Genomic DNA, 24,811 nt, shown 5'->3' with positions numbered 1-24,811 from the left:
CGCTTTCTTTCGGGGGAGACCCGTTCCCGGCCCGGGTTTTTCCCGGCCGACAACGACGTTACGAGAAAGGAGTCCACTCCCGACTCACCAATTCGTGCCGCCTCGGCGGGTAGTCGAGACTCACCTGCGTACGCCGCGACGTGACACGAGCCGGACCAGTTCCAGCAGCGTTCCGGCGGCGACCGCGAGGCCCACCGCGACGACCGGCGCCGTCGTGCCGACCAGGCTCAACTGGAAGAAGTCCTGGAGGAACGGCACCACCAGGATGACCGCGAACGCGCACCCGAGGGCCAGCACCAGCAGGATCCGCCACCAGGTGTACGGCCGGGCGATGATCGCCACCGCCCAGAGCCCGACCAGGAACAGGGTCAGCGTCGCCGCCGAGGTCTCCGCGGCCAGGTCGCCGTGGTAGACACTCCGGGCGAACAGGTACGACGTGATCGTCGCCGCCATCGCCACCACCCCGGACGGTACGGCGAACCGCAGCACCCGGCTGACGAACCCGGACCGGGCCCGTTCCGTGTTCGGGGCCAGCGCCAGGAAGAACGCCGGGATGCCGATGGTCAGCGACGAGATGATGGTCAGGTGCCGGGGCAGGAACGGGTACGGCACCTGGCTCAGCACCACCGTCACGGCAAGCAGCACCGAGTAGACGGTCTTGGTCAGGAACAGGTTCGCGACCCGTTCGATGTTGCCGATCACCCGCCGCCCCTGCGCGACCACCGCCGGCAGCGCGCCGAAGTTGTCGTCCAGCAGCACGATCTGGGCCACCGCCCGGCTGGCCGGACTGCCCGAGCCCATCGCCACCCCGATGTCCGCGTCCTTGAGCGCGAGTACGTCGTTGACCCCGTCCCCGGTCATCGCCACCGTGTGCCCGGCGGCCTGGAGCACCGCCACCAGGTCCCGCTTCTGCTGCGGCCCGACCCGGCCGAACACGGTGTGCCGCTGCACCACCTCGGCGAGTTCCGCCGGATCGGTCGGCAGTTCCCGGGCGTCGACCGGGTGTTCGGCGCCGGGCAGCCCGAGGCTGCGGGCGACCGCACCCACCGAGCGGGCGTTGTCGCCGGAGAGGACCTTCACCGCCACCCCCTGCTCGGCGAAGTAACGCAGCGTGTCCGGCGCCTCCGGCCGTAGCCGCTGGGCGAGCACCACAAGCGCCGCCGGCTTCACCCGGTCGGCTGCCGACTCCTCGGCGCGGGCCAGCAGCAGCACCCGCAGGCCCCGCTCGCCGTGCGCGTCCGCTTCGGCGAGCGCCGGATGGCCGGCCGGCAGCAGTACGTCGGGAGCGCCGAGCCGCCACTGCCCGCTGGTCCCGTCCGGGTCGGTGAGGGTGGCCCCGCCCCACTTCCGGGCGGACGAGAACGGCACCCGCTCCGCGATCCGCCACCCGCGCGGCGCCGGGTACGCCTCGACGACCGCCCGCAGGCTGGCGTTCGGCCGCTCGTCGGCGGCACCGAGCAGGCCGAGCAGCTCCGGCACCGGGGCGGTCGGGTCGAGTTGGCGTACCTCGGCCACCGTCATCGCCGCGTCGGTGAGGGTGCCGGTCTTGTCCAGGCAGACCACGCTGACCCGGGCCAGTCCCTCGATCGCCGGCAGTTCCTGCACCAGGCAGCGCCGCCGGCCGAGCCGGATCACCCCGACCGCGAAGGCCACCGAGGTGAGCAGGACCAGTCCTTCCGGCACCATCGGCACCAGTCCGGCGACCATCCGACGGACCGCCTCCGGCAGGTCGTCGGAGTTGACCAGGTACTGGCTGACGATCAGGGCCAGTCCGGTCGGCACGATCAGCCAGGTGACGAACCGCAGGATGGTGTTCAGCCCGCCGCGCAGCTCCGAGTCGACCAGGGTGAACCGGCTGGCCTCCTCGGCGAGCCGGGCCGCGTACGCCGCCCGGCCGACCTTGGTGGCCCGCATCGCCCCGGTACCGGCGGCGACGAAGCTGCCGGAGAGCAGCGGATCGCCGGCCTGCTTGACCACCGGGTCGGCCTCGCCGGTCAGCAACGACTCGTCGACCTCCAACTGCTCCGCCTCGACCACCACCCCGTCGACGGCGATCTGGTCGCCGGGACCCAACTCGACCAGGTCGTCCAGCACCAGGTCGGCGGCGGTCACCTCGACGGCGTGACCGTCCCGGCGTACCACCGGGCGGGCGGCGCCGACGATCGCGAGCCGGTCCAGGGTGCGCTTGGCCCGCAGTTCCTGGACCACCCCGATCAGGGTGTTGGCGATGATCACGCCGCCGAAGAGCGCGTCCTGGATCGGGCCGACCGCGAGGATCACCCCGAACAGCACACCCATGATCGCGTTGATCCGGGTGAACAGGTTCGCCTTGACGATCTCCCCGACGCTCCTGGCCGACCGGACCGGAACGTCGTTTACCTGCCCCGCCGCGATCCGTTCGGCGACCTGGGCGGTACTCAGCCCGGACTCGATTGTCAGCATGGTCGAAAAGCTACGAAGCCGGGCCGCCGCCCGGCTGCGCCCGATGGTCAACCGCCGACCCTGACCTTTCTCAGGGTAGGCGTACCCCGCGATTTCCGGGTCGCCTCGGCGGCGCCCCGGATCGTGCCGAGCGGGCTGCCTGGGTACCGTCGCAACGGTGCGACCCGCGACCCAGGCAGTCCGGCTCGGGGGCGGGCGGCGACCGCGCTACCGGGCCCTCGCCGCCGACCTGCTGCTCTGGGCGGTGCTGGCCGGGCTGGTGACGTCGGGCTGGGCCGGGCACCGGTCGTACCCGCCGGTGCTGCTGCTCGGCGGCCTGGCAGCCCTGGGCGGTGCGCTGGCGGTGGGACGGCGCCTGCCGCTGGTCCCGCTCTTCGTCGTGGTGGCGCTCTGCGCGCTGGACGGGAACTACTGCTTCGCCCTGCCGCCGGTCAGCTATCTGCTCGGCCGCCGGATGGCCGGCACCTGGCCGGCGGCGGCAAGCTACTCCGGGCTCGCGGTGCTGGGTACCCCGCTGGTGTGGAGCCGGTCCGGTTTCGTGCCCTGGGCGACGATGGCCGGCGCGCTTGTCTACGCCGGGCTCTTCCCGTGGCTTGTCGGCCGCTACCGGCGGCAGCAACGTGCACTCGTCGCCGCCGGTTGGGAGCGGGCGGAGCAGCTCGAACGCGAACAGCGGATGCTGGCCCGGGAGGTACGGCTGCGCGAGCGGGCCCGGATCGCCGAGGACATGCACGACTCGCTCGGCCACGAGTTGAGCCTGCTCGCGCTCCGGGCCGGCGCCCTGGAACTCCTGCCCGACCTCGACGAACGGACCCGGGCGGCGGCCGGGCAGCTCCGGGCCGGCGCGGCTACCGCCACCGGCCAGTTGCGGGACATCATCGACGTGCTCCGGGACGACCCGGCCGAAGACGCCCACCGGCACCCCGACCAGGCCGCCCGGCACCCCGACCAGGCCGCCCGGCACCCCGACCAGGCCGCCCGGCTCCCCGGCCGGGCCACCCGGCACCCCGACCAGGCCGCCCGGCTCCCCGGCCGGGCCACCCGGCACCCCGGCCGGGCCGCCGAGGGTCCCGCCGAGGCCACCCGGGGGCCTGGCCGGTCCGGTCTGGGCTCCGGGGGAACCGCTGGGAGCCCAGGGGAGGTGACCGGGAGCCCAGGGGATATCGCTGGGGGCGTCGGGAACATCGCTGGGGGCGTCGGGGAGGTCGCCGAGCTCGTCCGTCGGGCGCGGGCTGCGGGAATGTCGGTGGAGCTGCACGAAGGGCGGGCGGCGGAACCTCTGCCGCCGATGGTGGCCAGGGCCGTCTTCCGGGTGGTGCAGGAGTCGCTCACCAACGCCAACAAGCACGCGGCCGGCGCGGCGGTCACGGTGCGGCTCGACGCCGACGCCGACGCCGGCGACAGCGGGGCGGTGCTGGTCGAGGTCAGGAACACCGCCCCGCCGCCGGGTGCACCACCCGCCGCGCCGGGTCCGGCCCGGGGCGGGCGCGGCCTGGTCGGACTCCGTGAGCGGGTACGCCTGACCGGCGGCACCATGCGCGCCGGTGCCCGGGACGGCGGCTTCGAGGTCGTCGCCCGACTGCCCGTCCGGGCCGGCCGCCCGGTCCCGCCGAAACCGCTGCCCGCCGGCTCGATCCCGGCCGAACCGTCTTCCTCCGGCGGGGCCCTGGCCAAGCCGCTGTCCACCGACACGGCCCCCGGGGAACCGCTGTCCACCGACACGGTTCCCGGGGAACCCACCGACACGGTCCCGGCGGCCGACCTGCGGCGCCGGGTGCAGCGGGAGGCCCGCCGGGGCCTGGTCGCGGCCACGACGGTGCTGGCGACGCTCGCCGTTACGCTCGGCGGTGCCGCCCTCGGCTACTACCTCTACGCGACCAGCAACTCCGTGCTCAACCCGCACCGGTACGCGGAACTGCGGGTCGGGCAGGACTGGGCCACCGTGCTCCCCCTGCTGCCCCGACGGGAGATGCTGGAGCCGCCGGAACCCGACCCGCTGCCGTCGCCCGCCGGTGCCGACTGCCGGTACTACCGCTCACACGGCGACGTGCTCCAGCCCCGGCTGGACGTCTACCGGATCTGCGCCGCGCACGGCCGACTGGTGTCGAAGGAACTGCTCCCCGGCACCTGACCCGACTCCCGCCCCCGACAGCATTGTCGGGCCGGGAGTCGGCTGTCGGTTCTCGGCTGTCGGTTCTCGGCTGGCGGCTGTCGGCTGGCGGTTGTCGGCTGGCGACTGGCGACTGGCGACTGGCGACTGGCGGCTGGCGGCTGGCGGCTGGCGGCTGGCGGGCGAGAATCAGCGGTGCTGGACCCAGACGTTGGGTTCGGCGTAGCTGCCCTGGTCGGCGGCCAGTTCGACGCGAAGCGTCGCCAGGCCGTCCGGGATGACGAAATCACCCGACTCTGGAAACTCCAGCCCGGTCCAACGTTGCCACTCCGCCACCGTGCCCGTGATCACCTGTGACCGGGGCGCCGTCGTCAGGATCCGCCCACCCGCTCGGACGTGGGTACGAAGCCACGGATCGAACGGCGTGCCGTCAGGCCGACGCCAGTGGACGTACCGGTCGATCGGGGTGAGCGGATAGCGGGCCTTGCGGGTCGGCCGCACCGGACAGATGACCCGGTGCCGGACCGGAGCCAGGCCAGCAAGTGCCTGCAACAGCTCGCCGGCCAGCCCTCTACCCTGCCGGTCGGGTCGGACCTGCGCGGCGAGGATCGCCAGCGTGTCCGGCTGGCCACCGGTGTCGTACGCGTCGAGTGCCCGCGCCAGCGAGTCGGTGTAGCCGGTCGGCAGGTCGTCGAGGGCGCCGGACCAGCGCATCGGCACCGCCCAGCCGGCGGCCACGATCTCGACGCCGTCGAGGAGCACGAGCTCCAGCCCGGCGAAGAGCTCGCGAATTCGGCCGAGGTGCCGGGCGGATTCCTGGTCGTGGAAGACGTACTCCGGCCAGCCGTCGCGGAGCCAGGCCAGTTGTCCAGCGGGTCGAGGTCGAGCGTGCATCGGCTCGGCGAGGATCACCACTCCCGGATTGTGGCGATCTGATCCGTGCGGCGCCGCCGGTTTTACTCGTACACACGTGCTATCCACAGGGTGTGGATTGCCCGTCGAACCCCCCGGCGAAGGGGACAAATGCGCGGCAAACTACCCTATGTACCCGGAGGGTGACATGGAGGCACGGAAAGTCGTACGGGTCGTGGCGGTGCTCGTGGCGGGCGCGGTGGCGCTCTGCCATGCGTACCGGACGTTCTCCGACGAGCCGACGACGACACCCGGTTACGGGCCGGGGGTCCTCCACCTCCGGGGCGTCGACGACATCGAGTTCGGCGACACCGAGCAGGAGTTGCGCCGGCGCGGGGAACTCGACGCGACGTTCCCCGGCGAGGACGTCTCCGCCTCCGACTGCGGCCCGAGCCTGACCGAGTCGGCCACGGTCAGCCCGGTCTTCGCCGGCGACCGGCTGGTGCTGCTCTGGGCCAGCCCGCCGGTGCGTACCCCGGAAGGTGTCACCGCCGGCACCCCGGTCGACCAGGTCGAGGCCGCCTACCCGGCCGCCACCCGGCTGACCGCGCCCCCGGGCAGCTACCGCTACGACGGACTGCTGGCGATGCAGGGGGACCGGGCCTACCTGTTCCTGCACGACGGCCGGACGGTCCGCAAGACCGTCGCCGGCTACACCGACTACGCGAAGCGCCTCTTCGACGAGGGCTTCGGCACCTGCTGAGTCCGCAGGCCACCGGCACCGGACCCGATTACCCCGGGCGGAGGGCCGGAACGCCAGGTCCGATCTCCGCCAGCGACCCTGCCGCTCTGCCGGACAGAGTTGCCGCATGCACATCGTTCCCGGGCTCAAGGTGCTGTACTTCGGCACGCCAGTGGTGTTGATCAGTTCCCGCAACGAGGACGGCAGCGCCAACCTCGCCCCGATGTCGTCGGCCTGGTGGCTGGGACAGTCCGGGATGCTCGGACTGGGCAACAGCGGCCATACGACGGCGAACCTGCGGCGGGAGCGGGAGTGCGTACTCAACCTGCCCTCGTCGGACATGGTCGGTGCGGTGGACCGGATCGCGCTCACCACCGGGAAACGGATCGTGCCGGAGCACAAGCTCGCCCAGGGCTACCGGTACGAGCCGGACAAGTTCGCTCTGGCCGGTTTCACCGAGCAGCCGTCCGAGCTGGTCCGGGCGCCCCGGGTCGCACAGTGCCCGATCCAGCTGGAGTGCCGGGTCGTCGCGATACTGCCGATGGCCGAACCGGTGCCCGACTGCACCGCCTTCCAGGTCGAGGTACTCCGCACCCACGTCGACGAGTCCCTGGTCATCCCCGGCACGCGCTACGTCGACCCGATCGGCTGGGATCCGCTGATCATGAAGTTCTGCGAGTTCTTCGGCGGCGGCCACCACCTGCACCCGTCACGGCTCGCCGACGGCTGGCAGATGCCGCACCGGCCGCTTCCTTCGCTCTCGACCGAGTGACGGCGGATCAGCCGGAGCGGCGTTTGCCGCGGATCCTGGTCGCCGCCACCGCGGCTACGGCCGCAGCGGCCGCACCGACTGCCCCTCCCAGGACCAGCGCCCGCAGTGGTACGTGCAAGGTGGGCCGGTCGTCCTCGTCCAGCGGTTGGTAGCGACGCTGGGCAGGGCCGGCCTCGACGGCTGCGGCGTACTGCTCGGCTACGAGTCGGAGGAACTGTGCGCGGCGACCGTACAGGTCCCGTCTCGCCGCGCCGAACCTCTGCCGGTACTGCCGTGGCACCTCGCTTCGGAACATTTCCGCCGAGTACCCACGCCATAGGTCTGGCCCATGTTGCTCATCCTCGTCCAGTCGCTGTCGAGATCGTCGACGGCCAGCAGACCGAGCGGCGACAGCACGACGGCGACGAGCAGGAGGACCAGTGCCGTCACCGTGACGACAAAACGGGTCAGCGTGCCGACCGCGTCGCGAAGCTTCACACGTACCAGATCGTGGTGCTGCGGGAATAGGGAGGCGGGCAATCGCTCTCGTTCCATGCATCAATGTGAGCATCGGGCGCCAACCCACGCATGCTCCGCAAGGGTCGGGGGCCGCGGACCGCCCGCGTTTTCGCTGTGCCCCCGGACGGGTGGCCCGGACCGGTCGGCGGGACGGTGCGGGCCACCCTGCGCGGCGACGTCAGCCGATCCGTTCGACCACCGGGCGCCGGATCACGAACTTGCCCGGCTCCCGGACCTGCTCGAACGCCGCGTCGTTGAGCAGTACGCAGCTGCCGGACGGGCTGGTCACCCTGACCGTGACGCTCTTGCCGTTGTCCAGGTTGGTGACCTTCAGCGTGGTGCCGATCGGGAAGGTCCCACTGGACGCGGCCGGTCCGGCGTCCTCGTTGAACAGGGTGACCGTGCCGCCCTTGCAGACCACCTCACCGTTCGGGTCGCTGCCGTTCGAGCCGCCGCCGGGGTTGGCCGGTGGCTGGGCGGGCGCCCTGGGTGGCTGGGCCGGCGGCTTCGCCGGAGCCGTGGTCGGCTCGGTGACCGGTGAGGCGGCGGGCGGGACGGGTGCGTCGGCGCGTACCTCGGCGGTGCAGCCGGCGGTGGCCCGGCGCTGCTGGATCAGGTCGACCACGGCCTGCCGGTTGGCGATCCGGGCATCGGCGAGGGCATCCGGGTTGGCCTGCTGACCGGCGATGAAGTTCAGGTTGTTGCGCAGCGCGGTGTCCAGGCCGGCGCAGCTCTCGCCCGCGTTGCCGAGTCCGGTCCCGACGGCCAGGGCACCGCCGAGCAGGGCTGCCGCCGACACGCCCAGGAACACTTTCCGGGCCCGACCGGTCGTCCTGCGTCGCCTGTACATACACCGCTCCCTCGCCTCGGGCGCCGCCGTACGCAGCGCCCCGCCCGCTGCCGGATGCAGCCACCGCTGGATACGGCGACAGGTACGAAGTGGATCAGTTCGGATTCCTAAATGTTCTTTAACTACGCACCGCCACACCTTCGGTGCGATCCGTACGGCACACTTGACCGCCGGACATCGACCGCCCTACTTTGCAGGCAGACACCGGAAAGTTTCCTAACTGTTCTGCCGACGCTCCATCCCCCGCTCCAGGAGTGCACATGCGCGGATCCGTTCTCCGTCGAATCAACACCCTCACCGCGGCCACCGCCGTCACCGCCCTGCTCGCCGGCATCGCCGTACCCCCGGCTTCGGCCGCGCCCGGCGCGGCGTCCCGGCCCGACGGCGGCCGGGGTGGCGACTATGTCAAGGTCGGATACTTCACCCAGTGGGGCATCTACGGCCGGGCCTTCACGATCAAGAAGTTGCACGACTCCGGCGCCGCCGGCCGGTTGACCCACCTCAACTACGCCTTCGGCAACGTCAGCCCGGACGGCCGGTGCTACGTCGACGGCGGGCCGGGCGAGGGCGACGCCTGGGCCGACTACCAGCGGCCGGTGCCCGCCGAGGAGAGCGTCGACGGCGTCGCCGACAGCTGGGGCGAGCCGCTGAACGGCAACTTCGGGCAGCTGCAGAAGCTCAAGGCACTGCATCCCGACCTGAAGGTACTGATCTCGCTCGGCGGCTGGAGCTGGTCGACGCACTTCTCCGACGCGGCACTCACCCCCGAGTCCCGGCGGAAGTTCGTCTCCTCCTGCATCGACCTCTACCTCAAGGGCAACCTGCCCAACCCGGACGGCAGCGCCGGCGGACCCGGCTCGCTCGCCGGAGTCTTCGACGGCATCGACCTGGACTGGGAGTGGCCGGGCTCCGCCGGTGACGTCGACACCGTCTACCGGCCCGAGGACAAGCAGAACTTCACCGCGCTGGTCGCCGAGTTCCGCCGCCAGCTCGACGCGCTCGGCAGGCCGGCCCGGCGGCACTACGCGTTGACCGCCTTCGTACCGGCCAACCCGGCCGCGATCGACGCCGGCTTCGAGGTCCGCAAGGTCTTCCGGAACCTGGACTTCGCCACCGTGCAGGGCTACGACTTCCACGGCACCTGGGAGCCGGTCGCCAACCAGCAGTCCGCACTGCGGGTACCGGCCGGAGCCACCGAGCCGGACTTCGCCGTCGACCGCACCATCGACGCCTGGCTCGACCGGGGCGCCGAGCGCCGCAAGCTGGTGCTGGGCATCCCGTACTACGGGCGCGGCTGGACCGGGGTGACCGGCGGGCGCAACGGACTGTTCGGCACCGCCACCGGCGGCGCCGCGCCGGCCACCTTCGAGGCCGGCTACGAGGACTACAAGGTGTTGAAGACCAAGGTGGGCAGGGACGGCTACCGGCTACACCGCGACCTGCGCGCCGGCACGGCATGGCTCTACGACGGTACGACGTTCTGGACGTACGACGACCCGGCGGTGCTGCTCCAGAAGACGCTGTACATCCGGGCGGAGCGGCTCGGCGGCGCGATGATCTGGTCGCTGGACGGCGACGACGACCAGGCCACCCTGACCCGGACCATCGACCTCGGCCTCTGGACGCCGTAACCAGGACAACACGACGCCTACGAGAGGTCAACCTGACGGCAGAAGCCCGGTGGGTCCCTATGAACCCACCGGGCGTTCCGTCCGTTCAGTGGCGGTGGCGGCGGGATTTGAACCCGCGGAGGGCGTGAACCCTCACACGCTTTCGAGGTCTGCGATCATGCGTCCGGACCGGTCCAACCGTGGCCGTGACCAGGATCCAGGGTGTCTGTCGTACCGGCACGGACAGCCGCGTACGGCAGCGAATGAGACCACAACTGAGACCATCAATCGGTCCCTGCTGGTCGGCTCTTCCAGCAGAACCAGCAGCTTGGGAAGTGTCGAAGATGTGATCCCGACCAGCCGGCGCCCTGGTCGCAACGGTCTTCAACGGCCCCGGGTGGCCCCGGTTGTCCTGCCTCAATGGCACGCTAATGGCACGGCCGCTCGCCGGCTCAGCTCGCTGAGTCATGAGGTGGTCGGGTTGGCCCAACTGTCCCTGTGCTGGACCGGCGGATCAAGAGTGCTCCCTCTCGACGAAGCTCATCCGCCTCAGCGCGCGCTGGACGCCTGGCGGTATCATGAACTCGAAGGGCTGCCTTGTACTCGATTCCCAAACCCCTTGGGGCGGCTGGTGCCTACCGGTCGCGAGAAGTTCACCAAGATCATGAAGGCCACGCTGCCCGCCGTTTCACTCGTGCTGCTGATGGTCTCTGCTCTTGTGGGAGGAGTTGACGCGATGACCTGCAAACTCCTGATCAACATCGCCTCGGCTCTCGTGACCGGGAGTCGGGTAGAGGGCAGCCCTTCCTCTACCTGCCGGACAAGTCCGAGGGTGCTGGGTAATGGATGCATCCATATCAGCGCCGCCCGAATAATCCTCGACGCTGGACGCACGCGGACGTTGCTCGCTACAGATCCCCTGCTCACGCGAGCGAGTCACCCCAATCGCGCAGCACCGGGACGCACGTCTCGTGACCCCGCCCGCCGAGCCTGCTGAATCACGCCTGCCCGTCCCTGGTGGTGGCCGCTGTCCCGCAATGAAGGGCGTTCAGCCAACTGGGGCGCTCCTGTTCGTACCCACGCAAGTAGGCGCAAATCGCCGTGCACCTCAGCCGCCTCGTCGGGCCCGTGATCTATGGTCAGGACACAGGGCTCGGAGGTAGGTTTCCTGCACTTAAAGCGACAGGTCACCCCGCCGCACCCATCCTGAGCAGGCTAAATAGAAGATCATGAGGGCTACATGCAACGCTACTTGAAACGCAGCGATAGCTACCGCGCGGCGCCCACTGCTTGCAGACGCCTAGCTGCAGCCGGGCAGCCTCGGTGATCGGGATCCCTGGTACATGCAAGGGTTTACAGTAGGTCATGCCTTCTAACGAGGTCGACGGCGCTCTCAGCAGCGCCCCCGCGGAGGTTGGGCCGCGCCTGCTCGCGGCGCCCGAGGATCAGTGGTTCGACCGGAAGGCCGCAGAGATCCAGCCCAAGAAGCTGGCAGAGAGCCTGATCGGCCTGGCCAACGCCGAGGGGGGCACAATAGTCGTGGGCTTGAGTAATGGTGAAGTTCAGGGAATGAGCAGGGTTCGGGGCAAAGTGAACGATTTTCGCCAGACACCATTCGACTTCACCACGCCCCCAGTAAGAGCAGACTTTACCGAGGTAGCGTGCATCAACAGGGAAGGCCAACCAGACACCATTCTTGCCATTCGGGTAGAGCCAGGCGAGCGGGTGCACGAGCGATCTGACGGCGATTGCTTCCTTCGGGTCGGGGACGAGACGCGACGCCTTAGCTATACCCAGAGACGAGAGCTTGGGTTCGATAAAGGGCAGAGCCAGTTTGACGGATTTCCCGCAGAAGGCGTTTCATTCAAGGACATTGACGCTAAGCTTGTAACGGCTTACCGCAATAACATTGGCGTAACCTCTAGGGCGACACGCGACATCTTCAATGCGCGCTCACTCCTGACCCTAAAGGGAGAAATTACGAATGCCGGGTTTCTCCTTTTCGGTAAGAATCCGCAGACGATTTTCCCGCAGGCCTACATCAGAGTCATCAGATTTTTGGATATCCAAAGAGGGACCGGCTCTCGCCTCGGGGTCGAGGAGGGAACAGATATTCGGATTGAGGGGTCCATCCCTTGGGCCGTTCAGAAGGCCAGCAAAGAGATTGAGCGCTTGGTGCCACAGCGTCGGGCTTTGGCTCACAGCGGGCGCTTCGAGGGTACTCCCATCGTCCCCCGTGATGCCTGGCTAGAGGGCCTAGTAAATGCGGTAATACATCGCTCGTACAGCCTGTCGGGTGATCACATCCGAGTAGAGATCTACCCGAATCGGATCGAGATTGAAAGTCCGGGACGATTTCCTGGCCTCGCCAATCCGAGCAAGCCACTTGAAATAAGTCGGTTTGCGCGCAACCCTCGCATCGCCCGTGTGTGCGCCGATCTTCGTATCGGTCAAGAACTAGGCGAGGGCATTAAGCGGATCTTTGAAGAAATGCGAAGAGTGGGCCTCACAGACCCGGTCTATCAGCAGACGCAAGGAAGCGTTCGACTAACTCTTGCGGCAGTTCCCAGGATAGACCCTAGAGTTGAGCAACGCTTGCCTGAGGGTAGTCAGCGCGTGCTGGATTCCCTTCGCGCTACTCAAGGGCCAATGAGCACTGGGGACATAGCTACGTTTCTCCAAATGAGTAGGCCTTGGACCTCGGCAAGGTTGAAGGCTCTAGAAGAGGAGAGCCTGGTCCGCTGGATCGGTAAGAGCACTAAAGATCCCCGGGCTGTGTGGACCCTCAACGAATAGTTGACACGACTTGCATCTCATGTCATCCCGTCTGCCGCCGACCCACACACCGTGGAGCGGGCCAGGGCCAGGGTGACAAGGTGGAGCGCCCCACTGGACGTACGACCTTGTCACCCTGGCCCTAACCTGCTCGGCTTGCCTGGGTCGGTGGCTGGTGGGATGGCATCCCACCAGCCACCCACACAGCGACTCCATCCTGGAGTCGCTGCGCCCCCGCCGGAGGCAGCTCTAACCCCAACCCGCCCCCACCCCTCCGCCCTTTTCCCACCTCCACCCCTTCCCCAGTTCGGACCCGTGAGCGGCCTGACGAATTCCGTTCGGCAACTTGACCCAGCCGACCGTCGACCGGTCCGCGGTCAGACGTCACCAGGGCTGGAAGAGCCGGAAGGTAGAGCTGTGGCGTGGTCCCGGGTCATCTCCGGGACTCGTCACCGGGTCCTTCACGGCCCCAGGGGTGACGCGCGGGGCGGGGCGTGGTTTGCGGGCCGGCTGACTTTCCGCCCCGGCGCCGTAGGCGGCCGGGGCGGCGGCTCCGTAGGAGCCGGTTGCCGCGCCCCGGCCCGCGCCGCGCGAAGCGCCTTGATCGCTTCGCGAGACGCTTTCGGCAACGACTCACCGTCGCCGTGGTCTAACACCAAGGGGATTTGAACCCCATACACCCAACGCGGCGAGAGAACATCGTCAACAGGGCCGATCGAGCCCATGGCCAGGGGTGGGAATCCTCAGCTTTTGTCGGCGCTCGCCACCCCTGGCCATTCTCAGTTGGGCCAGAGCTGGGCCCATCGATCTTCCTGCTGGCCAGCCAGCCGGCCGTGGTCACGGCACCGCACACCGGGCAGTCAGTGTCCGGAAAGGAGTTCCCCCACAAGGGTCGCAGCCGCTGCGAGCAATGCCGCGAGAGCTAGCAACAATCCTCGGATCGACTCGATCAACTTGCCAACATTTCTTCGCTGCTGCCGCACATTCTCTTTGCTGCTTTCACCTTGTCTTGGTACCTTCATGATGTCTCCTTGCTGCGCCGTGAGGGCCGGTCGGGTGCGTTGGGGCGGCTCCCGTTGCAGCGGGTGCCGTCCCTCTTACGTCGTCACGTCCGGCTATAACGGTAGGTGATCGCCCCCCTGCGGGTGCAATAGCGTTCCGGGATGAATGCGGCATTCATCAGTAGCCTATTTTCCTGCATGCCGAAAACGGCCGGGGTCACCAGCGGTATTGCCACAGCCAAGCAGGTCCACTTGCCCGGACGACTGTCTCCATCCCGCCTGGCGCCGACGGACGCCGCGTCGTGGAGCGGGTTCTGGCCAGAGTGCCAAGGCGGAGCCCCCTGCCCAATCGAACGACCTTGGCACCACTGACCCTCGGTCTACTCGGCCCTGACTGCGCCGTCGATGGGCGAGACGGGCTATCCACCACCTGAAAGCAGGGCGGGACGCGGTTTAGGAATTCTGGATCATGTCGGTCCGTCGATCCCGTTAGCTGCCTCTGCCCCTGGTTACGGCAAGGCGCCATGGTCGTGGTTGACCGTCGTTGTCCCTTGGCGACCACCCGCTCGGGCACGGGACAGGCGGGGACTTGAATCCCATAGACCCACCGTAAGCGAGAACATCATCAATCGGACCGATCGAGCCCGTGACCAGGGCGGGGTTGTCGACGTCTGCTGACGCTCGCCATCCTCGGTCGCTCTCAGTTGTACCGGATGTGTAATATATGATCTTGCTTGGTTCACGAACGCCTTCCTGCCGCGTGACTCAGAAAACGCGCCTCTCGTTCCGGCCGAACCACCAACTCGTCAAGCCACCGGTCCGGACCCACAAGCCACCGACGCCGCCGCTACCCTCGTCGGAGGGATCACCGGAGGAGTGACTTGAAGATCTTTATCTCGTGGAGCGGGGAACCAAGCCGGCAGATTGCTCGGGCGTTACGAGACTGGCTCAGTGTCGTGGTTCAGCACATCGAGCCGTGGATGTCAGACGAAGAGATTCAAAGCGGCACAAGATGGAACGATTCGATTGCCCATTCGCTCGACGCGACCAACTTTGGCATCGTCTGTGTGACGCGGTCGAATCAGGCTGCCCCGTGGCTGATGTTCGAGGCGGGCGCTCTCGCCAAGCGACTAGAACAAGCACGCGTCATCCCGCTGTGCATCGATCTGGAGCCATCCGACATCACATCGCCATTGCAAGCTTTTCAGGCTCGGAAACTCAATCAAGACGGTATGCGGCGGCTGGTACATGAACTGAGCGAACTCGCCGAACACCCGAGGCCGAAAGAGAGCATCGACACTCTGTTCGACGCCATGTGGCCGAGGCTTGAGCTGACGGTATCAGATGCAGCGAGGAGCAAGTCCTCCCCTAACAAACCGCAACGCAGCTCGGAGGACATGCTGGCGGAGTTAGTAACACGAGTACGGAACATCGAACAGAGGGACTCCCTGTTGCGCGCAGAGGCCGCCGCTGCAGAGCGTGCCGAGCAAGCTTTGCGCGCACTTGAGCACGCGAAGATGGATATGCAGGTAGCAACGGAGCGAGCTCACAGAGCACTCGAAGGCCAGGCCGAGGCTCAGGAGCGGTCCAAGTGGCTAGAGGCGCAATTAACGCGCGCCGAATTCGAAATCAACCTCCTTAGTACTCCAACGTCACTTGGCTTGGGCGTTGGGCGTGGCGTGGGCATGAAGACGGCCACCGCGTTGATCATCGATGGTTTGTGAGGACAACCGAAGATCGTGCGGTGGCCGCGTGCCAGAGCGTAGACCCCAGCCGGTGGCGGGTCATCCTGGACGAGGCGGTGACGCGTGTCGCTGGCCGGTTCGTGCGGGCGGAGCCGCGCCGGACTGCGGGGCAGTTCGTGGAAGGGCTGCTGTCGAACGCAGAACGCAAGACCTGCTGGTCCCTGGCGGAGCGGGCGGGTCACGCTGATCCGCAGGCGATGCAGCGGCTGCTGCGTACGGCGGTGTGGAACGCCGACGCCGTCCGCGATGACGTGCGTTCCTGGCTGGTGGACCGTCTCGGTCATCCGGAGGGGGTGCTGGCCACTGACGAGACCGGGTTCCTGAAGAAGGGCGTGTGCTCGGTCGGGGTGCAGCGGCAGTACACCGGCACCGCCGGGCGTGTCGAGAACAGCCAGGTCGGGGTATTCCTGGCCTACGTCACCCCACACGGGCGGGCGCTGATCGACCGCAGGCTCTACCTACCCGAGACGACTGGTGCGACCAACCCGACCGCCGTGCTGCCGCCGGCGTCCCCGACCAGGTCGGGTTCGCGACGAAGCCGGCCCTGGCTCGGCAGATGATCGCCGCCGCGATCGAGGCTGGTGTCCCCTTCGGGTGGGTGACCGGCGACGAGGTCTACGGCGCCGACCCTGGCCTGCGCGCCGACCTCGAAGACCGTGGCGTCGGCTACGTCCTGGCCGTCGGCTGCGACCGACGCGTCGCCGTCAACGACGGCCGCACCCTCATCCGCGTCGACGACTTCACCAAGCGGATCCCCACCCGCGAGTGGCAGCAGCACAGCTGCGGACCCGGGGCGAAAGGCCCCCGCGACTACCTGTGGGCGTGGATCACCACCGCCACCGCGCCCGCTGAATATCGGTGGCTGCTCATCCGCCGCAACCGCACCACCGACGAGCTGGCCTTCTACCTGTGCTGGGCACCCCGCCCAGTCCCGCTGCACACCCTCGTCCGCGTGGCCGGCTCCCGCTGGAGCATCGAAGAACTGTTCCAAACCGGCAAAGGCCAGGTCGGCCTCGACCACTACCAGGTCCGCGGCTGGACTGGCTGGCACCGATTCATCACCCTGGCCATGCTCGCCCTGGCCGTCCTGACCATCCTCGCCGCTCAACAACCAGCCTCCGACCCGAAGATCATCGCGCTGACCGTCGCCGAGATCCGCCGGCTCCTCAACGCCTTCGTCCTCAACGTGGCGCTACCACCAGCGCACACCCTGCACTGGTCGACCTGGCGACGAACATCCCAAGCCCGAGCCCGGCGATCCCACTACCAGCACAGAAAGGCCAAGTGACGTTGGAGTATTAGGAGGGGAATCGACGCGACCGTGGAGAAGGAAGCGGACGGTAGCAGCACGAAGGAGCCGCGTCCGCAACGCAAACAGACGCGTGACGATCAGTAGCCATCCCGTCTGCCGTCGACCCACACTCCGTGGAGCGGACCAGGGCCAGGGCGCCAAGGTGGAGCGCCCTACCGGACGTACGACCTTGGCGCCCTGGCCCTGGTCCGCTCGGCTCCGCCTGGGTCGTCGGTAGGCGGGGTGGTTCTCCCCCATCCCGGAGCTTGAGCGCTCCTGCCGGAGGCTCCTGATCTCTTGATGAGTCCGGCCGACGGCCGGCCCTTCTGCCTCTTCTGCCCCGCGCTGCTGATCCTGGCGGCCCGGGGCTTCGTCATGTTCAGCGCCGCCGGCGGGCTTCACCGTCGACGCCGGGAGCGAAGCGGCAAGGCGTCGGCGGCGGGCCGGAGGCCCGGCCCCTGGTCGGCGGCGCGTGCGGCCGGCGAAGCGGGCCGCCTTGATCAAGTACTGAGAATAATCACGCCTGCTTTTCAATACCCTCCGACGCGTTCATTCGTTTACAGCGCGAGGGCCAGCCAACGAACCTAACGCATAATGCACATACGTCGGGTCCTGGGTTAGGGTTGAGCTTGTTTAGGTCTTTGATTGCCTCGAACAGTGCGCCGACCAGGTGGATGACTAGACCGGTAGGTTCATCCCGAAACTCGTCAATGAGTGATATTCGTGCTTGCCCACATGGCCAGGGTGCGCCGCATGATCTACAGAGCCAGATTGGTCGGATGGGCATGTGGGACTTATAGGGCGGGCGGCGGTGGTTGGGCGGAAGCTTTAGAGGGGTCGACATACCAACGTCATTGGCGTGGGCTTGTTGACATGGACACGTGCATCGCCAGTCCCGGAGTGCTACTGCCGGGTTTCGGATGCGATCCGTTTCGATGCAATCGTGTCCATGTTCGCCGGCAGCCAACGCTGTGGCGCATCGAACGCATAGATTCACTGGAAGCAGCGTACTAATCGCGGCTGAATCTGTCATCGGGTGCACGCCTCTCCTCCGGAAGGGGCGGCAGATCCGGCCACGGAGCCCTAGTCACGCAGCCGGACCGCCTTTCCCGCTGGCCCCGACATCGATGCGGGACCATCGGCTCAAGGGACGCTAGGAACCGCGCCGTGTCCCTAAGCTTTCCGATCGCGAGAGGCAATGGCCAGTGACGTAGTGTTCGCCAACGTGTATGCGGACGGGCGCTGTTGTCAGTCGCCCAGCGGAATTTCGTACTGGACCGTCATGAGGTCGGAGCGCATGATGAAGCGAGTCACCTCGAAAGGCCTGCCGTTGTCGTCAGTGGCGGTGTGCAGTACGAGGATCACGGGTACGTTGGGTGGAACCTTGAGAGCAAGTGCTTCCTGGCGGGTGGGAAAGCGGGTAGTTACCTGTTCCCTAATCCGCGCCATACGGTACCCGAGATCCTCGAATCTTTCGAAGAGTCCACCCGGACCTAAGTTCGTCTTCTCGAAGAGTGCTGACGAGTTCGCGATTTCCATCGGGATGTATGTTTGGCCGAGTTGGACGGGTTCTTCATCCGCATAGTATCGGTTCTCGCGGCAGACGATTTGTTCGCCTGGCGCCAGGGCGAGTAGTCCGGCTATTTCGCTCGGTGCCGATTGTCGTGATATCGCGTAGCATTCTGCACGTGGCGCGCGGCCCTGCGCTGTCGCTTCCATGCGGAAAGGTGATGCTCCCGTTGTTCGTCGTCGACTTCTCGAGTATCGCTCGGTGCAGAGGCGCATGAGGGGTGGCCGGTTGCGGACGAAGATGTCATAGAGCAGGCTTGCTGCCTGCGCCCATTGGGATGCGCTGCAGTGCGGGGGTCGGCTGGCCGACACTCGCTGTGCTAATGCCGCTGTTTGAACGTCCGCGCGATGTGAAACGGAATCTGGGTTGGGCGCCGTTGGTGTTGGAGTATTCGCCGCATGGACTACTTGTGACTCAATGCTGGCCAGCTGTGCGAGTCGGCCATTTGCGCAGAGACCTCTGTCGAGCGCTTCGGCGACATGGGGCGTTGGTTGTTTGATGCCGGTTTCGATGTCCCACAAATATGTGTGTGAGTAATGGACTATCTTCGCCAGTCGGCGGAAGGACAGGCCGTGTTCCTGTCGAAGTTGTCGCATGAGGCGAGCGAACCCCAAGTCGACGAGAGTCATGGCGCACCTTCTCGGATTGTCACCGAGTCGCGTTTCCGGGTTATGGAAGTTGGTGTGTGGCGCTGTGTCAGTGCGACGCCACCAAGTACGAGGAGCATTCCGAGCACCATCGGTACGGTGACGGGCTCGGCTACGGCCAGGGCGCCGAGGACGACGGCGACCACTGGCAGGAGGTAGGTCGTGGTGGAGGCGAGAGTTGGGCCCTCGTCGCTGATCAGCCGGTAGTTGAGCACATAGGCCACGCCGGTGCCCAGCGTGCCGAGGATCAAGAGGCTGATGACGGCGTCAAGGCGCCAGTGCGGCGCCGTGAGCCCGCCCAGCGGCAGCGCCAGGACCATGAGCATGGTTCCGGCCGCGAGCTGTGCGGCGGAAAGCATGATCGGGGCGATGCCTCGGTTGGTGAGGAATCGGCCCATGTAGACGTAGGAGATGCCGTAGCTGGCGGAGGCGGCGAGTATTGCCAGCCCTCCCCAACTGGCTATCTCACTGGCCGATTCCCACGGCGTGAAGATGAGCACGGTTCCGACGAAGCCAAGCGCTAAACCCATGCCTCGCGACCAGGTGGCTACGCGGTCGGTTCCAGCGACGAAGGCGAACAACGCAGTCCATAGGGGTGTTGTGGCGTTGATAACCCCCGCCACGCCTGAATCGACGGTCCGCTCACCAACTCCGAAAAGGGTGTACGGAATCGCGTTGGCGACCAATGCGGCGACGAACAGGTGCCCCCATATCTTGCGGTCCGCCGGGAACCGTAGCCCTCGGTGAAGCGCTATGGGGACGAGGACGAGCGAGCCGAGAGCGAGACGAACAAGAACGATCTGGACCGGGGAGAAGCCGCGTAGCGCCAACTTGATCCAAAGAAATCCGGACCCCCATAGTAGTGCGAGCATCAACAGCCGAACGAGACTGCCGCGACTCATCAGGCACCTTTCGTCAGTCCTCGACGGGCATTTCGTAGTCCAGTCCGTTCAGGTCACCGCGCATGACAAAGCGAGTGACCTCGAACGCCCTGTGTTGTTCGTCAAAGCTGGTGTGTAGTACCTCGATCACCGGTACACCGGGCGGCATGGCGAGTCCGGTGGATTCGTCGTGGTACGGCATCCTGGCCGAGATCTCTTCCCGGATGCGTGTGATTCGGTAGCCGAGGTCTTCGAACCGCGCGTAGATGCTGCCCTTGCCCAGGGTCCGCTCTGACGCGAGCGGCGAGTCACCGGCGACATCGATGGGGATGTAGGTCACGCCTACCTGTACCGGCTCGTCGTCGGCGAAGTACCAGTTTTCTCGCCGGATGACTGTGGCGGTGTTCGCGTCGAGGCCGAGCCGGTCGGCAACGTCTGCGGGTGGCGTGTCCCGGGTGACGGACCGACACTCGGTCTTCGGCGTCCGGCCCTGCTTGGTGACCTCGATGCGGAACGGCGACAGGCCCGTTTCGCTCCGGAGTCGTCGTGAGTAGCGGTTGGCGCCGAGTCGCATCAGGGGTGTTCGGGGTCGGACGAAGACGCCCCGGCCGTGCTGCGCCACGACCAGGCCCTCCCCTTGCAGGATGCTTATCGCTTCCCTGGCGGTGTTGCGGGCCGTCCCGTACTGGGCGGCAAGCTCTCGCTCTGACGGCAGCTTGGCGCCGGACGCCAGCGCACCCGTCTGGATGCTGGTGCGCAGGTCATCGGCGATGCGTCGGCTCGGTGGGCGCTTGTCTGTCCCGGACTGCTCGTCCATGGTCTGCCTGCCTGGGTCGGTGGTCCCTGCCGCCACCACACTACCGCAACTGGCTCAAGCCACCTCTTGACAGATGTCCGCCGCGCCTCCCAGACTGGCTCAAGCCAGTCAGCTGGCTTAAGCCAGTTGCTTCCGCTCCTAAAGGCAGGGAGTTCGCGTGCACACCCATCTGTCCGTCAATGACGAACCCACACCCCAAGACCTGGCCCTGATCGAGCGTGAATGGCCGTTGATCGAGGCCGAGTTGGCGCTGTTGGACGCGGAGATCACCGCGCTCAACGCCGACGGTGGCCCGTCGCCGCTGGACCGGCGCCGGATCCGCCGGGCCGAGCAGCGGGTCATGCGGGAAGCCGCCGCCCTGGGCGAGCTGCTGACCGAGGCGCCGCGCGTATGGAAGGCGGTGGCCTGATGACCACGCCGACCATGAGCGCCTACCCCCGTGCCGTCGAAGACCTGATCCCCGCCGCCCGCGCCCTGGCCGACAAGCTCGGCCGGGTCCCGTCCCGGAACCTGCTGATGCGGGAACTGCGAGTGGGTTCACCGAAGGCCACCGCGCTACGGGAAGCCCTCACCACCGCCGACTTCACCCCCACCGCCCCGCCCGCTGCGGCCCCGGTCGGCACCCCGCCGGTTCCGGCGCTGGACTTGGTTCCGGCCGAGCCGACGACCGAGCCCGAGCTGTCACCGACGCCCGCCGAGCCGGTTAACGAGCCGGACGTGTCTGCGCCGGTCGCGGTGGCCGGACACCCGGGTTCCACGATCACCACCGACCCGGTTTCGGCTGTGCGGAAGCCGATGCGGTCGTGGGTGTTGCTGCTGTTGGCCGCTCCCGCGTTCGTCGCCATCTGGTCGGGGTGGGTCGGACTCGGTGAACTCACCGGGTTCGGGGTGGTTCACCCGCTGCCGGGGATCTGGGACAGCTTCTCCCTGAACACCGCGATCACGCTGCCGGTCGGTGTCGAAGCCTATGCCGCGTACGCGCTGCGGGCGTGGCTGTCCGGCGACGGCGTACCCCGGCGGGCACGTCGGTTCGCGGCCTGGTCGGCGATCGGGTCGCTGCTGCTCGGCGCGGCCGGTCAGGTGGCGTATCACCTGATGGAGTCCGCCGGGGTGACCTCGGCCCCGTGGTGGATCACCACTCTCGTTGCCTGCCTGCCGGTCGCGGTGCTCGGCATGGGCGCCGCCCTGGCCCACCTGCTGCACACCCGCGACGAGTCCTGACTTCGCCCGGCGGCGCGGCCTCTGGCCTCGCAAACCTTCGCCGCGCCGCCGGCCCTGCCATCTGAGATCACCAAACCCCTGATGGAGGAACACCAATCATGACCTTCCCCAACGATGATCGGTTCGACTGGACGGCTGCTGAAGCGGACCTGTCCGCCGATGCCGAGGTCGTCGACCTGGCCGCCCGTCGCCGCAAGCCCGCCGACAGCGTGAGGTCGTTCACCGTCGACCTGGACGACGAAGCCGACGACCAGGAGACCGACACCCCGCCACCGGTCGACCCGCCACACGTACCGGCACCGTCGGCGTTCGCGTCGGTGCTGGCGGGCAAGACCGCGACCCGCCGACCGATCGTCCCCGCGTGGCTGCGGTCCCGGGTCGAGCTGGTCACGGCTGGTCGGTGGGTGTTCTCGCACTACACCCACGTCAGCCTCTACCACCTCACCCGGTCACCGAAGTACACGCTCCGGTTGGTGTGGCGGGCACCGTTCGGCGTGGCCCGCGTCCTGGGCGCGACCGTCCGGTGGGTGTCCGACGCCGAAGGCATCCCGGTCCGGCTGGCCGCCGTCCGCCGCGAGGACGCCGAGCTGTACCTGAAGCTGTCCCGGCAGCGGGATGCGCGGGTGCGGTGGCGCGGCATCGTGGTCACGGCCGTGCTGCTGCTCGGCGTACCGACGGTCGCGGTGTTGATGGCCCTGGCCGGTTCGTGGCAACGCTGGGCCATCCTCGCCGGAGCGGTGGCCCTGCTCGGCCTGGCGGGTACCCCGAAGGACAAGCCGCTGCTGGACGTGGCCGCCGTGACCCCGCGCGCCCGGAAGCTGTCGGCCGATGTCGTGACCCGGGCGTTCCTGGCCGCCGGCCTGTGCAAGGTCGATGACCCGATCACGTTCCCGATGCCGATCATGCGTGACGGTCCCGGATGGCGGGCCGTGGTCGACCTGCCGTACACCACCACGGCCGACAAGGCGATCAAGAAGCGGACCGAGCTGGCCGCCGGCCTCGACCTGGACGAGGTACAGGTGTGGCCGGAGCGGGTACGCGGCACCTCCGGCTCCGCCCGCCGACTGTCCCTGTGGGTGGCGGATGAGGACCCGTACGCGAAGCCGTCCGGGCTCTGGCCGCTGATCGACCGGGGGAGCGTGGACATCTTCGCCCCGTTCCCGTTCGGCCAGGACCAGCGGGGACGGCCGATTCCGCTGCTGCTCATGTTCACCAGCCTGCTCGTTGGTGCGATCCCGCGCATGGGCAAGACGTTCGCGGCCCGTCTGCCGGTGCTGGCCGCTGCCCTGGATCCGATCGTGGAACTGCACGTCTACGACGGCAAGGGTGGCCAGGACTGGCGGGCATTCGAGCGGATCGCCCACCGTGCCGGCTACGGCGTCCGGGACGAGACCGTGGAAGCCCTCGTAGAGGATCTACGCGCCCTGGTCGTGGACATGAACCGGCGCTACGACACCATCTCCACCCTGCCGCCGGACCTGTGCCCAGAGTCGAAGGTGACCCGCGAGATTGCCGAGAAGCGGTCACTCAAGCTGTGGCCGATCCTCGTCGCCATCGACGAATTCCAGCGCTACTCCGGCCACCCCGTACACGGCGACGAGATCGTGTCGCTGCTGACCGAGCTGTGCAAGGTCGGCCCGTCGGTCGGCATCATGATCCTGCTCGCGACGCAGAAGCCGGACGGCAAGGCCGTCCCGACCGACCTGCGCGACAACATCGGTACCCGGTTCGCGCTCAAGACCATGACCTGGCAGTCCTCCGAGGCGGTGTTGGGTGCCGGTTCCTACCCAGCCGGCTACGACTCCTCCCGCTTCCAGCGCGCCCACAAGGGCGTCGGCATTCTCCTCGGCGCCGACGACTCCGGCGCCGTGGAAGAAGCCGTGACCGTACGGACCAACTTCGCGAAGACCGCGCACGTCGAAACCGTCGTAGCCCGCGCCCTGGCGCTGCGGCAGAAGGCGGGCACCCTGACCGGGCACGCCATCGGCCAGGCCCCGGAGCAGGTCACCACCGCCGGTGACACCCTGCTCGACGACATCCTCACCGTCGTACCGGCCACCGAGCCGAAAGTGTGGTCAGAGACCGTCGTCGCCCGGCTCGCCGAGCTGCGCCCCGAGGTCTACGGCGGATGGGAACCCGCCCAACTCGCGGCGGCACTCAAGCCTCACCGCATTCCCGTCGGCCGACAGGTCTGGGGCACCGACCTGACCACCGGCAAGGGCGCCAACCGCAAGGGCATCCACCGCGACGACATCACCAACGCTGTAACCAAACGTAATCGGCGGCGCAAGGCCGGATAGTCCCGCGCGGGCCGCTAGGTCTAGCCCCCGGCACAGCTAGACCTAGCGGCACCGCTAGCCCTCGATCCAAACCCCTGCCAGGACGCTAACGATCTAGCGCCCTCAGCCCCACACGCCCGAAAACCGGCCCTGGAGGCACCCGTGGACCCGTCCGCGATCATCGCTAGCCTGCTCTGCCTCATCCTCAGCCTCATAACGCTCGGTTACCTCGGAGTCTGCGCCGTCTCGCCGTTCGGCCCGTGCCGACGCTGCTCCGGCAACGGCCGAGGACGCACCTACCGGCATTGCAACCGCTGCGACGGCACCGGCCGCCGCATCCGAATCGGCCGGCACCTGTGGAACGAGATCCGCCGCGAACACCGCAACGGCACCCAATGAACCAGCACCTGCCACACACCGACTGGTGCACCCGTGACCACCGCTGCAACCTCGGCGAACACCGCTCGGCACCCATCCTGGTCGACCTCCCCGGACACGGCCGCGCCGTCCTCACCCGCGTCCGCACCGACACCGGCCGCGAACACGCCGAGATCCGCGTACGCGTCGCCCTCGGCGCCTCCGAACCCGCCGCCCGCCGGCAACTCGCCAGCCTGCTGGCCGACCTCCGCCAGGTCGTCACCCGCGCCGCCGTTGCCGGCCGACCAAGACCACGCCGCTCCACCTGACCGACCGGCCGCCCCATGGAAG

General features: G+C 67.9%; 19 protein-coding genes and 1 pseudogene. 12 read left to right on the top strand and 8 right to left on the bottom strand.

All coding sequences use genetic code 11. The features are described 5' to 3' along the window. Positions 1-120: 120 nt before the first annotated feature. Positions 121-2,442: an HAD-IC family P-type ATPase gene (locus tag ACN28A_RS15520; RefSeq protein ID WP_421396005.1), complete on the bottom strand. Its 2,322-nt coding sequence runs from the start codon at positions 2,440-2,442 to the stop codon at positions 121-123. Positions 2,443-2,599: 157 nt separating this feature from the next. Between ACN28A_RS15520 and ACN28A_RS15515 the strand changes: the two genes are divergently transcribed. Further along, positions 2,600-4,573, top strand: coding sequence for a histidine kinase (locus ACN28A_RS15515; RefSeq protein ID WP_421396003.1), 1,974 nt, complete (start codon positions 2,600-2,602; stop codon positions 4,571-4,573). Between the two features lie 168 nt (positions 4,574-4,741). Here ACN28A_RS15515 and ACN28A_RS15510 read toward each other — a convergent pair whose 3' ends face one another. Next, positions 4,742-5,467 (bottom strand): hypothetical protein, encoded by a 726-nt coding sequence (locus ACN28A_RS15510; protein ID WP_421396002.1) that lies wholly within the window; start codon positions 5,465-5,467, stop codon positions 4,742-4,744. A gap of 145 nt (positions 5,468-5,612) precedes the next feature. On the opposite strand from ACN28A_RS15510, the gene ACN28A_RS15505 reads away from it, so the two are divergent. Beyond that, complete coding sequence (locus ACN28A_RS15505; protein ID WP_421396000.1) at positions 5,613-6,167, top strand: hypothetical protein; 555 nt, start codon at positions 5,613-5,615, stop codon at positions 6,165-6,167. Positions 6,168-6,273: 106 nt separating this feature from the next. Then, positions 6,274-6,918 carry a flavin reductase family protein gene (locus ACN28A_RS15500; RefSeq protein ID WP_421395998.1) on the top strand — a complete coding sequence of 215 codons (645 nt, stop codon included), beginning with the start codon at positions 6,274-6,276 and terminating at the stop codon, positions 6,916-6,918. 198 nt (positions 6,919-7,116) lie between these two features. Here the strand turns inward: ACN28A_RS15500 and ACN28A_RS15495 are convergent, their stop codons facing one another. Together ACN28A_RS15495 and ACN28A_RS15490 are read right to left on the bottom strand one after the other, a co-directional pair. Continuing rightward, the gene (locus ACN28A_RS15495) at positions 7,117-7,452 is read right to left on the bottom strand and encodes a hypothetical protein (protein WP_421395996.1); all 336 of its coding nucleotides are present in this window, start codon (positions 7,450-7,452) and stop codon (positions 7,117-7,119) included. Positions 7,453-7,594: 142 nt separating this feature from the next. Continuing rightward, positions 7,595-8,266 carry a hypothetical protein gene (locus ACN28A_RS15490; protein ID WP_421395994.1) on the bottom strand — a complete coding sequence of 224 codons (672 nt, stop codon included), beginning with the start codon at positions 8,264-8,266 and terminating at the stop codon, positions 7,595-7,597. A gap of 260 nt (positions 8,267-8,526) precedes the next feature. Here ACN28A_RS15490 and ACN28A_RS15485 point away from each other — a divergent pair, with 260 nt between their 5' ends. Both ACN28A_RS15485 and ACN28A_RS15480 read left to right on the top strand, forming a co-directional pair. Further along, complete coding sequence (locus ACN28A_RS15485; RefSeq protein ID WP_421395992.1) at positions 8,527-9,897, top strand: glycoside hydrolase family 18 protein; 1,371 nt, start codon at positions 8,527-8,529, stop codon at positions 9,895-9,897. Between the two features lie 1,344 nt (positions 9,898-11,241). Continuing rightward, positions 11,242-12,672, top strand: coding sequence for an ATP-binding protein (locus tag ACN28A_RS15480; protein WP_421395990.1), 1,431 nt, complete (start codon positions 11,242-11,244; stop codon positions 12,670-12,672). Positions 12,673-13,511: 839 nt separating this feature from the next. Here ACN28A_RS15480 and ACN28A_RS15475 read toward each other — a convergent pair. Beyond that, on the bottom strand, positions 13,512-13,673 hold the full coding sequence (locus tag ACN28A_RS15475) for a hypothetical protein (protein WP_421395988.1): 162 nt from the start codon (positions 13,671-13,673) through the stop codon (positions 13,512-13,514). Between the two features lie 860 nt (positions 13,674-14,533). Between ACN28A_RS15475 and ACN28A_RS15470 the strand changes: the two genes are divergently transcribed. Together ACN28A_RS15470 and ACN28A_RS15465 are read left to right on the top strand one after the other, a co-directional pair. Then, positions 14,534-15,376, top strand: a complete 843-nt coding sequence (locus ACN28A_RS15470; protein WP_421395986.1) for a toll/interleukin-1 receptor domain-containing protein — start codon at positions 14,534-14,536, stop codon at positions 15,374-15,376. A gap of 77 nt (positions 15,377-15,453) precedes the next feature. After that, positions 15,454-16,685: pseudogene (locus ACN28A_RS15465) on the top strand (IS701 family transposase). 1,251 nt (positions 16,686-17,936) lie between these two features. On the opposite strand, the gene ACN28A_RS15460 reads toward ACN28A_RS15465, so the two are convergent. Genes ACN28A_RS15460 through ACN28A_RS15450 form a run of 3 tightly spaced genes read right to left on the bottom strand, consistent with a single transcriptional unit; the run spans position 17,937 to position 20,603 of the window. Next, on the bottom strand, positions 17,937-18,887 hold the full coding sequence (locus tag ACN28A_RS15460; RefSeq protein ID WP_421395984.1) for a UTRA domain-containing protein: 951 nt from the start codon (positions 18,885-18,887) through the stop codon (positions 17,937-17,939). Next, on the bottom strand, positions 18,884-19,807 hold the full coding sequence (locus ACN28A_RS15455) for a DMT family transporter (RefSeq protein ID WP_421395982.1): 924 nt from the start codon (positions 19,805-19,807) through the stop codon (positions 18,884-18,886). The genes ACN28A_RS15460 and ACN28A_RS15455 overlap by 4 nt, the downstream gene beginning before the upstream one ends. Before the next feature lie 13 nt (positions 19,808-19,820). Continuing rightward, positions 19,821-20,603 (bottom strand): GntR family transcriptional regulator, encoded by a 783-nt coding sequence (locus ACN28A_RS15450; RefSeq protein ID WP_421395980.1) that lies wholly within the window; start codon positions 20,601-20,603, stop codon positions 19,821-19,823. Between the two features lie 157 nt (positions 20,604-20,760). Here ACN28A_RS15450 and ACN28A_RS15445 point away from each other — a divergent pair, with 157 nt between their 5' ends. The 5 genes from ACN28A_RS15445 to ACN28A_RS15425 all read left to right on the top strand — a co-directional run bounded on the left by ACN28A_RS15445 (position 20,761) and on the right by ACN28A_RS15425 (position 24,789). Beyond that, entirely contained in the window at positions 20,761-21,012 is a 252-nt protein-coding gene (locus ACN28A_RS15445) for a DUF6284 family protein (protein ID WP_421395978.1), read from the top strand. Beyond that, on the top strand, positions 21,012-21,824 hold the full coding sequence (locus tag ACN28A_RS15440; RefSeq protein WP_421395977.1) for an ABC transporter permease: 813 nt from the start codon (positions 21,012-21,014) through the stop codon (positions 21,822-21,824). Before ACN28A_RS15445 ends, ACN28A_RS15440 begins: the two co-directional genes overlap by 1 nt. A 98-nt stretch (positions 21,825-21,922) precedes the next feature. Further along, complete coding sequence (locus ACN28A_RS15435) at positions 21,923-24,124, top strand: cell division protein FtsK (protein WP_421395975.1); 2,202 nt, start codon at positions 21,923-21,925, stop codon at positions 24,122-24,124. A gap of 141 nt (positions 24,125-24,265) precedes the next feature. Further along, a complete protein-coding gene (locus ACN28A_RS15430) occupies positions 24,266-24,502 on the top strand; it encodes a hypothetical protein (protein WP_421395973.1) in 237 nt (78 codons plus the stop codon). Further along, positions 24,499-24,789 carry a hypothetical protein gene (locus ACN28A_RS15425; RefSeq protein ID WP_421395971.1) on the top strand — a complete coding sequence of 97 codons (291 nt, stop codon included), beginning with the start codon at positions 24,499-24,501 and terminating at the stop codon, positions 24,787-24,789. Before ACN28A_RS15430 ends, ACN28A_RS15425 begins: the two co-directional genes overlap by 4 nt. Positions 24,790-24,811 lie beyond the last annotated feature (22 nt).

It is taken from the genome of Plantactinospora sp. WMMB782 (genome assembly GCF_049179135.1).
Classification (GTDB): Bacteria; Actinomycetota; Actinomycetes; order Mycobacteriales; family Micromonosporaceae; genus Plantactinospora.
The sequence above is the reverse complement of the archived record's forward strand: the minus strand, read 5'-3'. Positions and strand labels throughout refer to the sequence as shown.

Coding starts and splice junctions, on each gene's coding strand:
- ACN28A_RS15500 (WP_421395998.1), top strand. CDS start 6,274: ATGCACATCGTTCCCGGGCTCAAGGTGCTGTACTTCGGCACGCCAGTG.
- ACN28A_RS15505 (WP_421396000.1), top strand. CDS start 5,613: ATGGAGGCACGGAAAGTCGTACGGGTCGTGGCGGTGCTCGTGGCGGGC.
- ACN28A_RS15435 (WP_421395975.1), top strand. CDS start 21,923: ATGACCTTCCCCAACGATGATCGGTTCGACTGGACGGCTGCTGAAGCG.
- ACN28A_RS15455 (WP_421395982.1), bottom strand. CDS start 19,807: ATGAGTCGCGGCAGTCTCGTTCGGCTGTTGATGCTCGCACTACTATGG.
- ACN28A_RS15485 (WP_421395992.1), top strand. CDS start 8,527: ATGCGCGGATCCGTTCTCCGTCGAATCAACACCCTCACCGCGGCCACC.
- ACN28A_RS15450 (WP_421395980.1), bottom strand. CDS start 20,603: ATGGACGAGCAGTCCGGGACAGACAAGCGCCCACCGAGCCGACGCATC.
- ACN28A_RS15480 (WP_421395990.1), top strand. CDS start 11,242: ATGCCTTCTAACGAGGTCGACGGCGCTCTCAGCAGCGCCCCCGCGGAG.
- ACN28A_RS15460 (WP_421395984.1), bottom strand. CDS start 18,887: ATGACTCTCGTCGACTTGGGGTTCGCTCGCCTCATGCGACAACTTCGA.
- ACN28A_RS15475 (WP_421395988.1), bottom strand. CDS start 13,673: ATGAAGGTACCAAGACAAGGTGAAAGCAGCAAAGAGAATGTGCGGCAG.
- ACN28A_RS15520 (WP_421396005.1), bottom strand. CDS start 2,442: ATGCTGACAATCGAGTCCGGGCTGAGTACCGCCCAGGTCGCCGAACGG.
- ACN28A_RS15490 (WP_421395994.1), bottom strand. CDS start 8,266: ATGTACAGGCGACGCAGGACGACCGGTCGGGCCCGGAAAGTGTTCCTG.
- ACN28A_RS15440 (WP_421395977.1), top strand. CDS start 21,012: ATGACCACGCCGACCATGAGCGCCTACCCCCGTGCCGTCGAAGACCTG.
- ACN28A_RS15495 (WP_421395996.1), bottom strand. CDS start 7,452: ATGGAACGAGAGCGATTGCCCGCCTCCCTATTCCCGCAGCACCACGAT.
- ACN28A_RS15425 (WP_421395971.1), top strand. CDS start 24,499: ATGAACCAGCACCTGCCACACACCGACTGGTGCACCCGTGACCACCGC.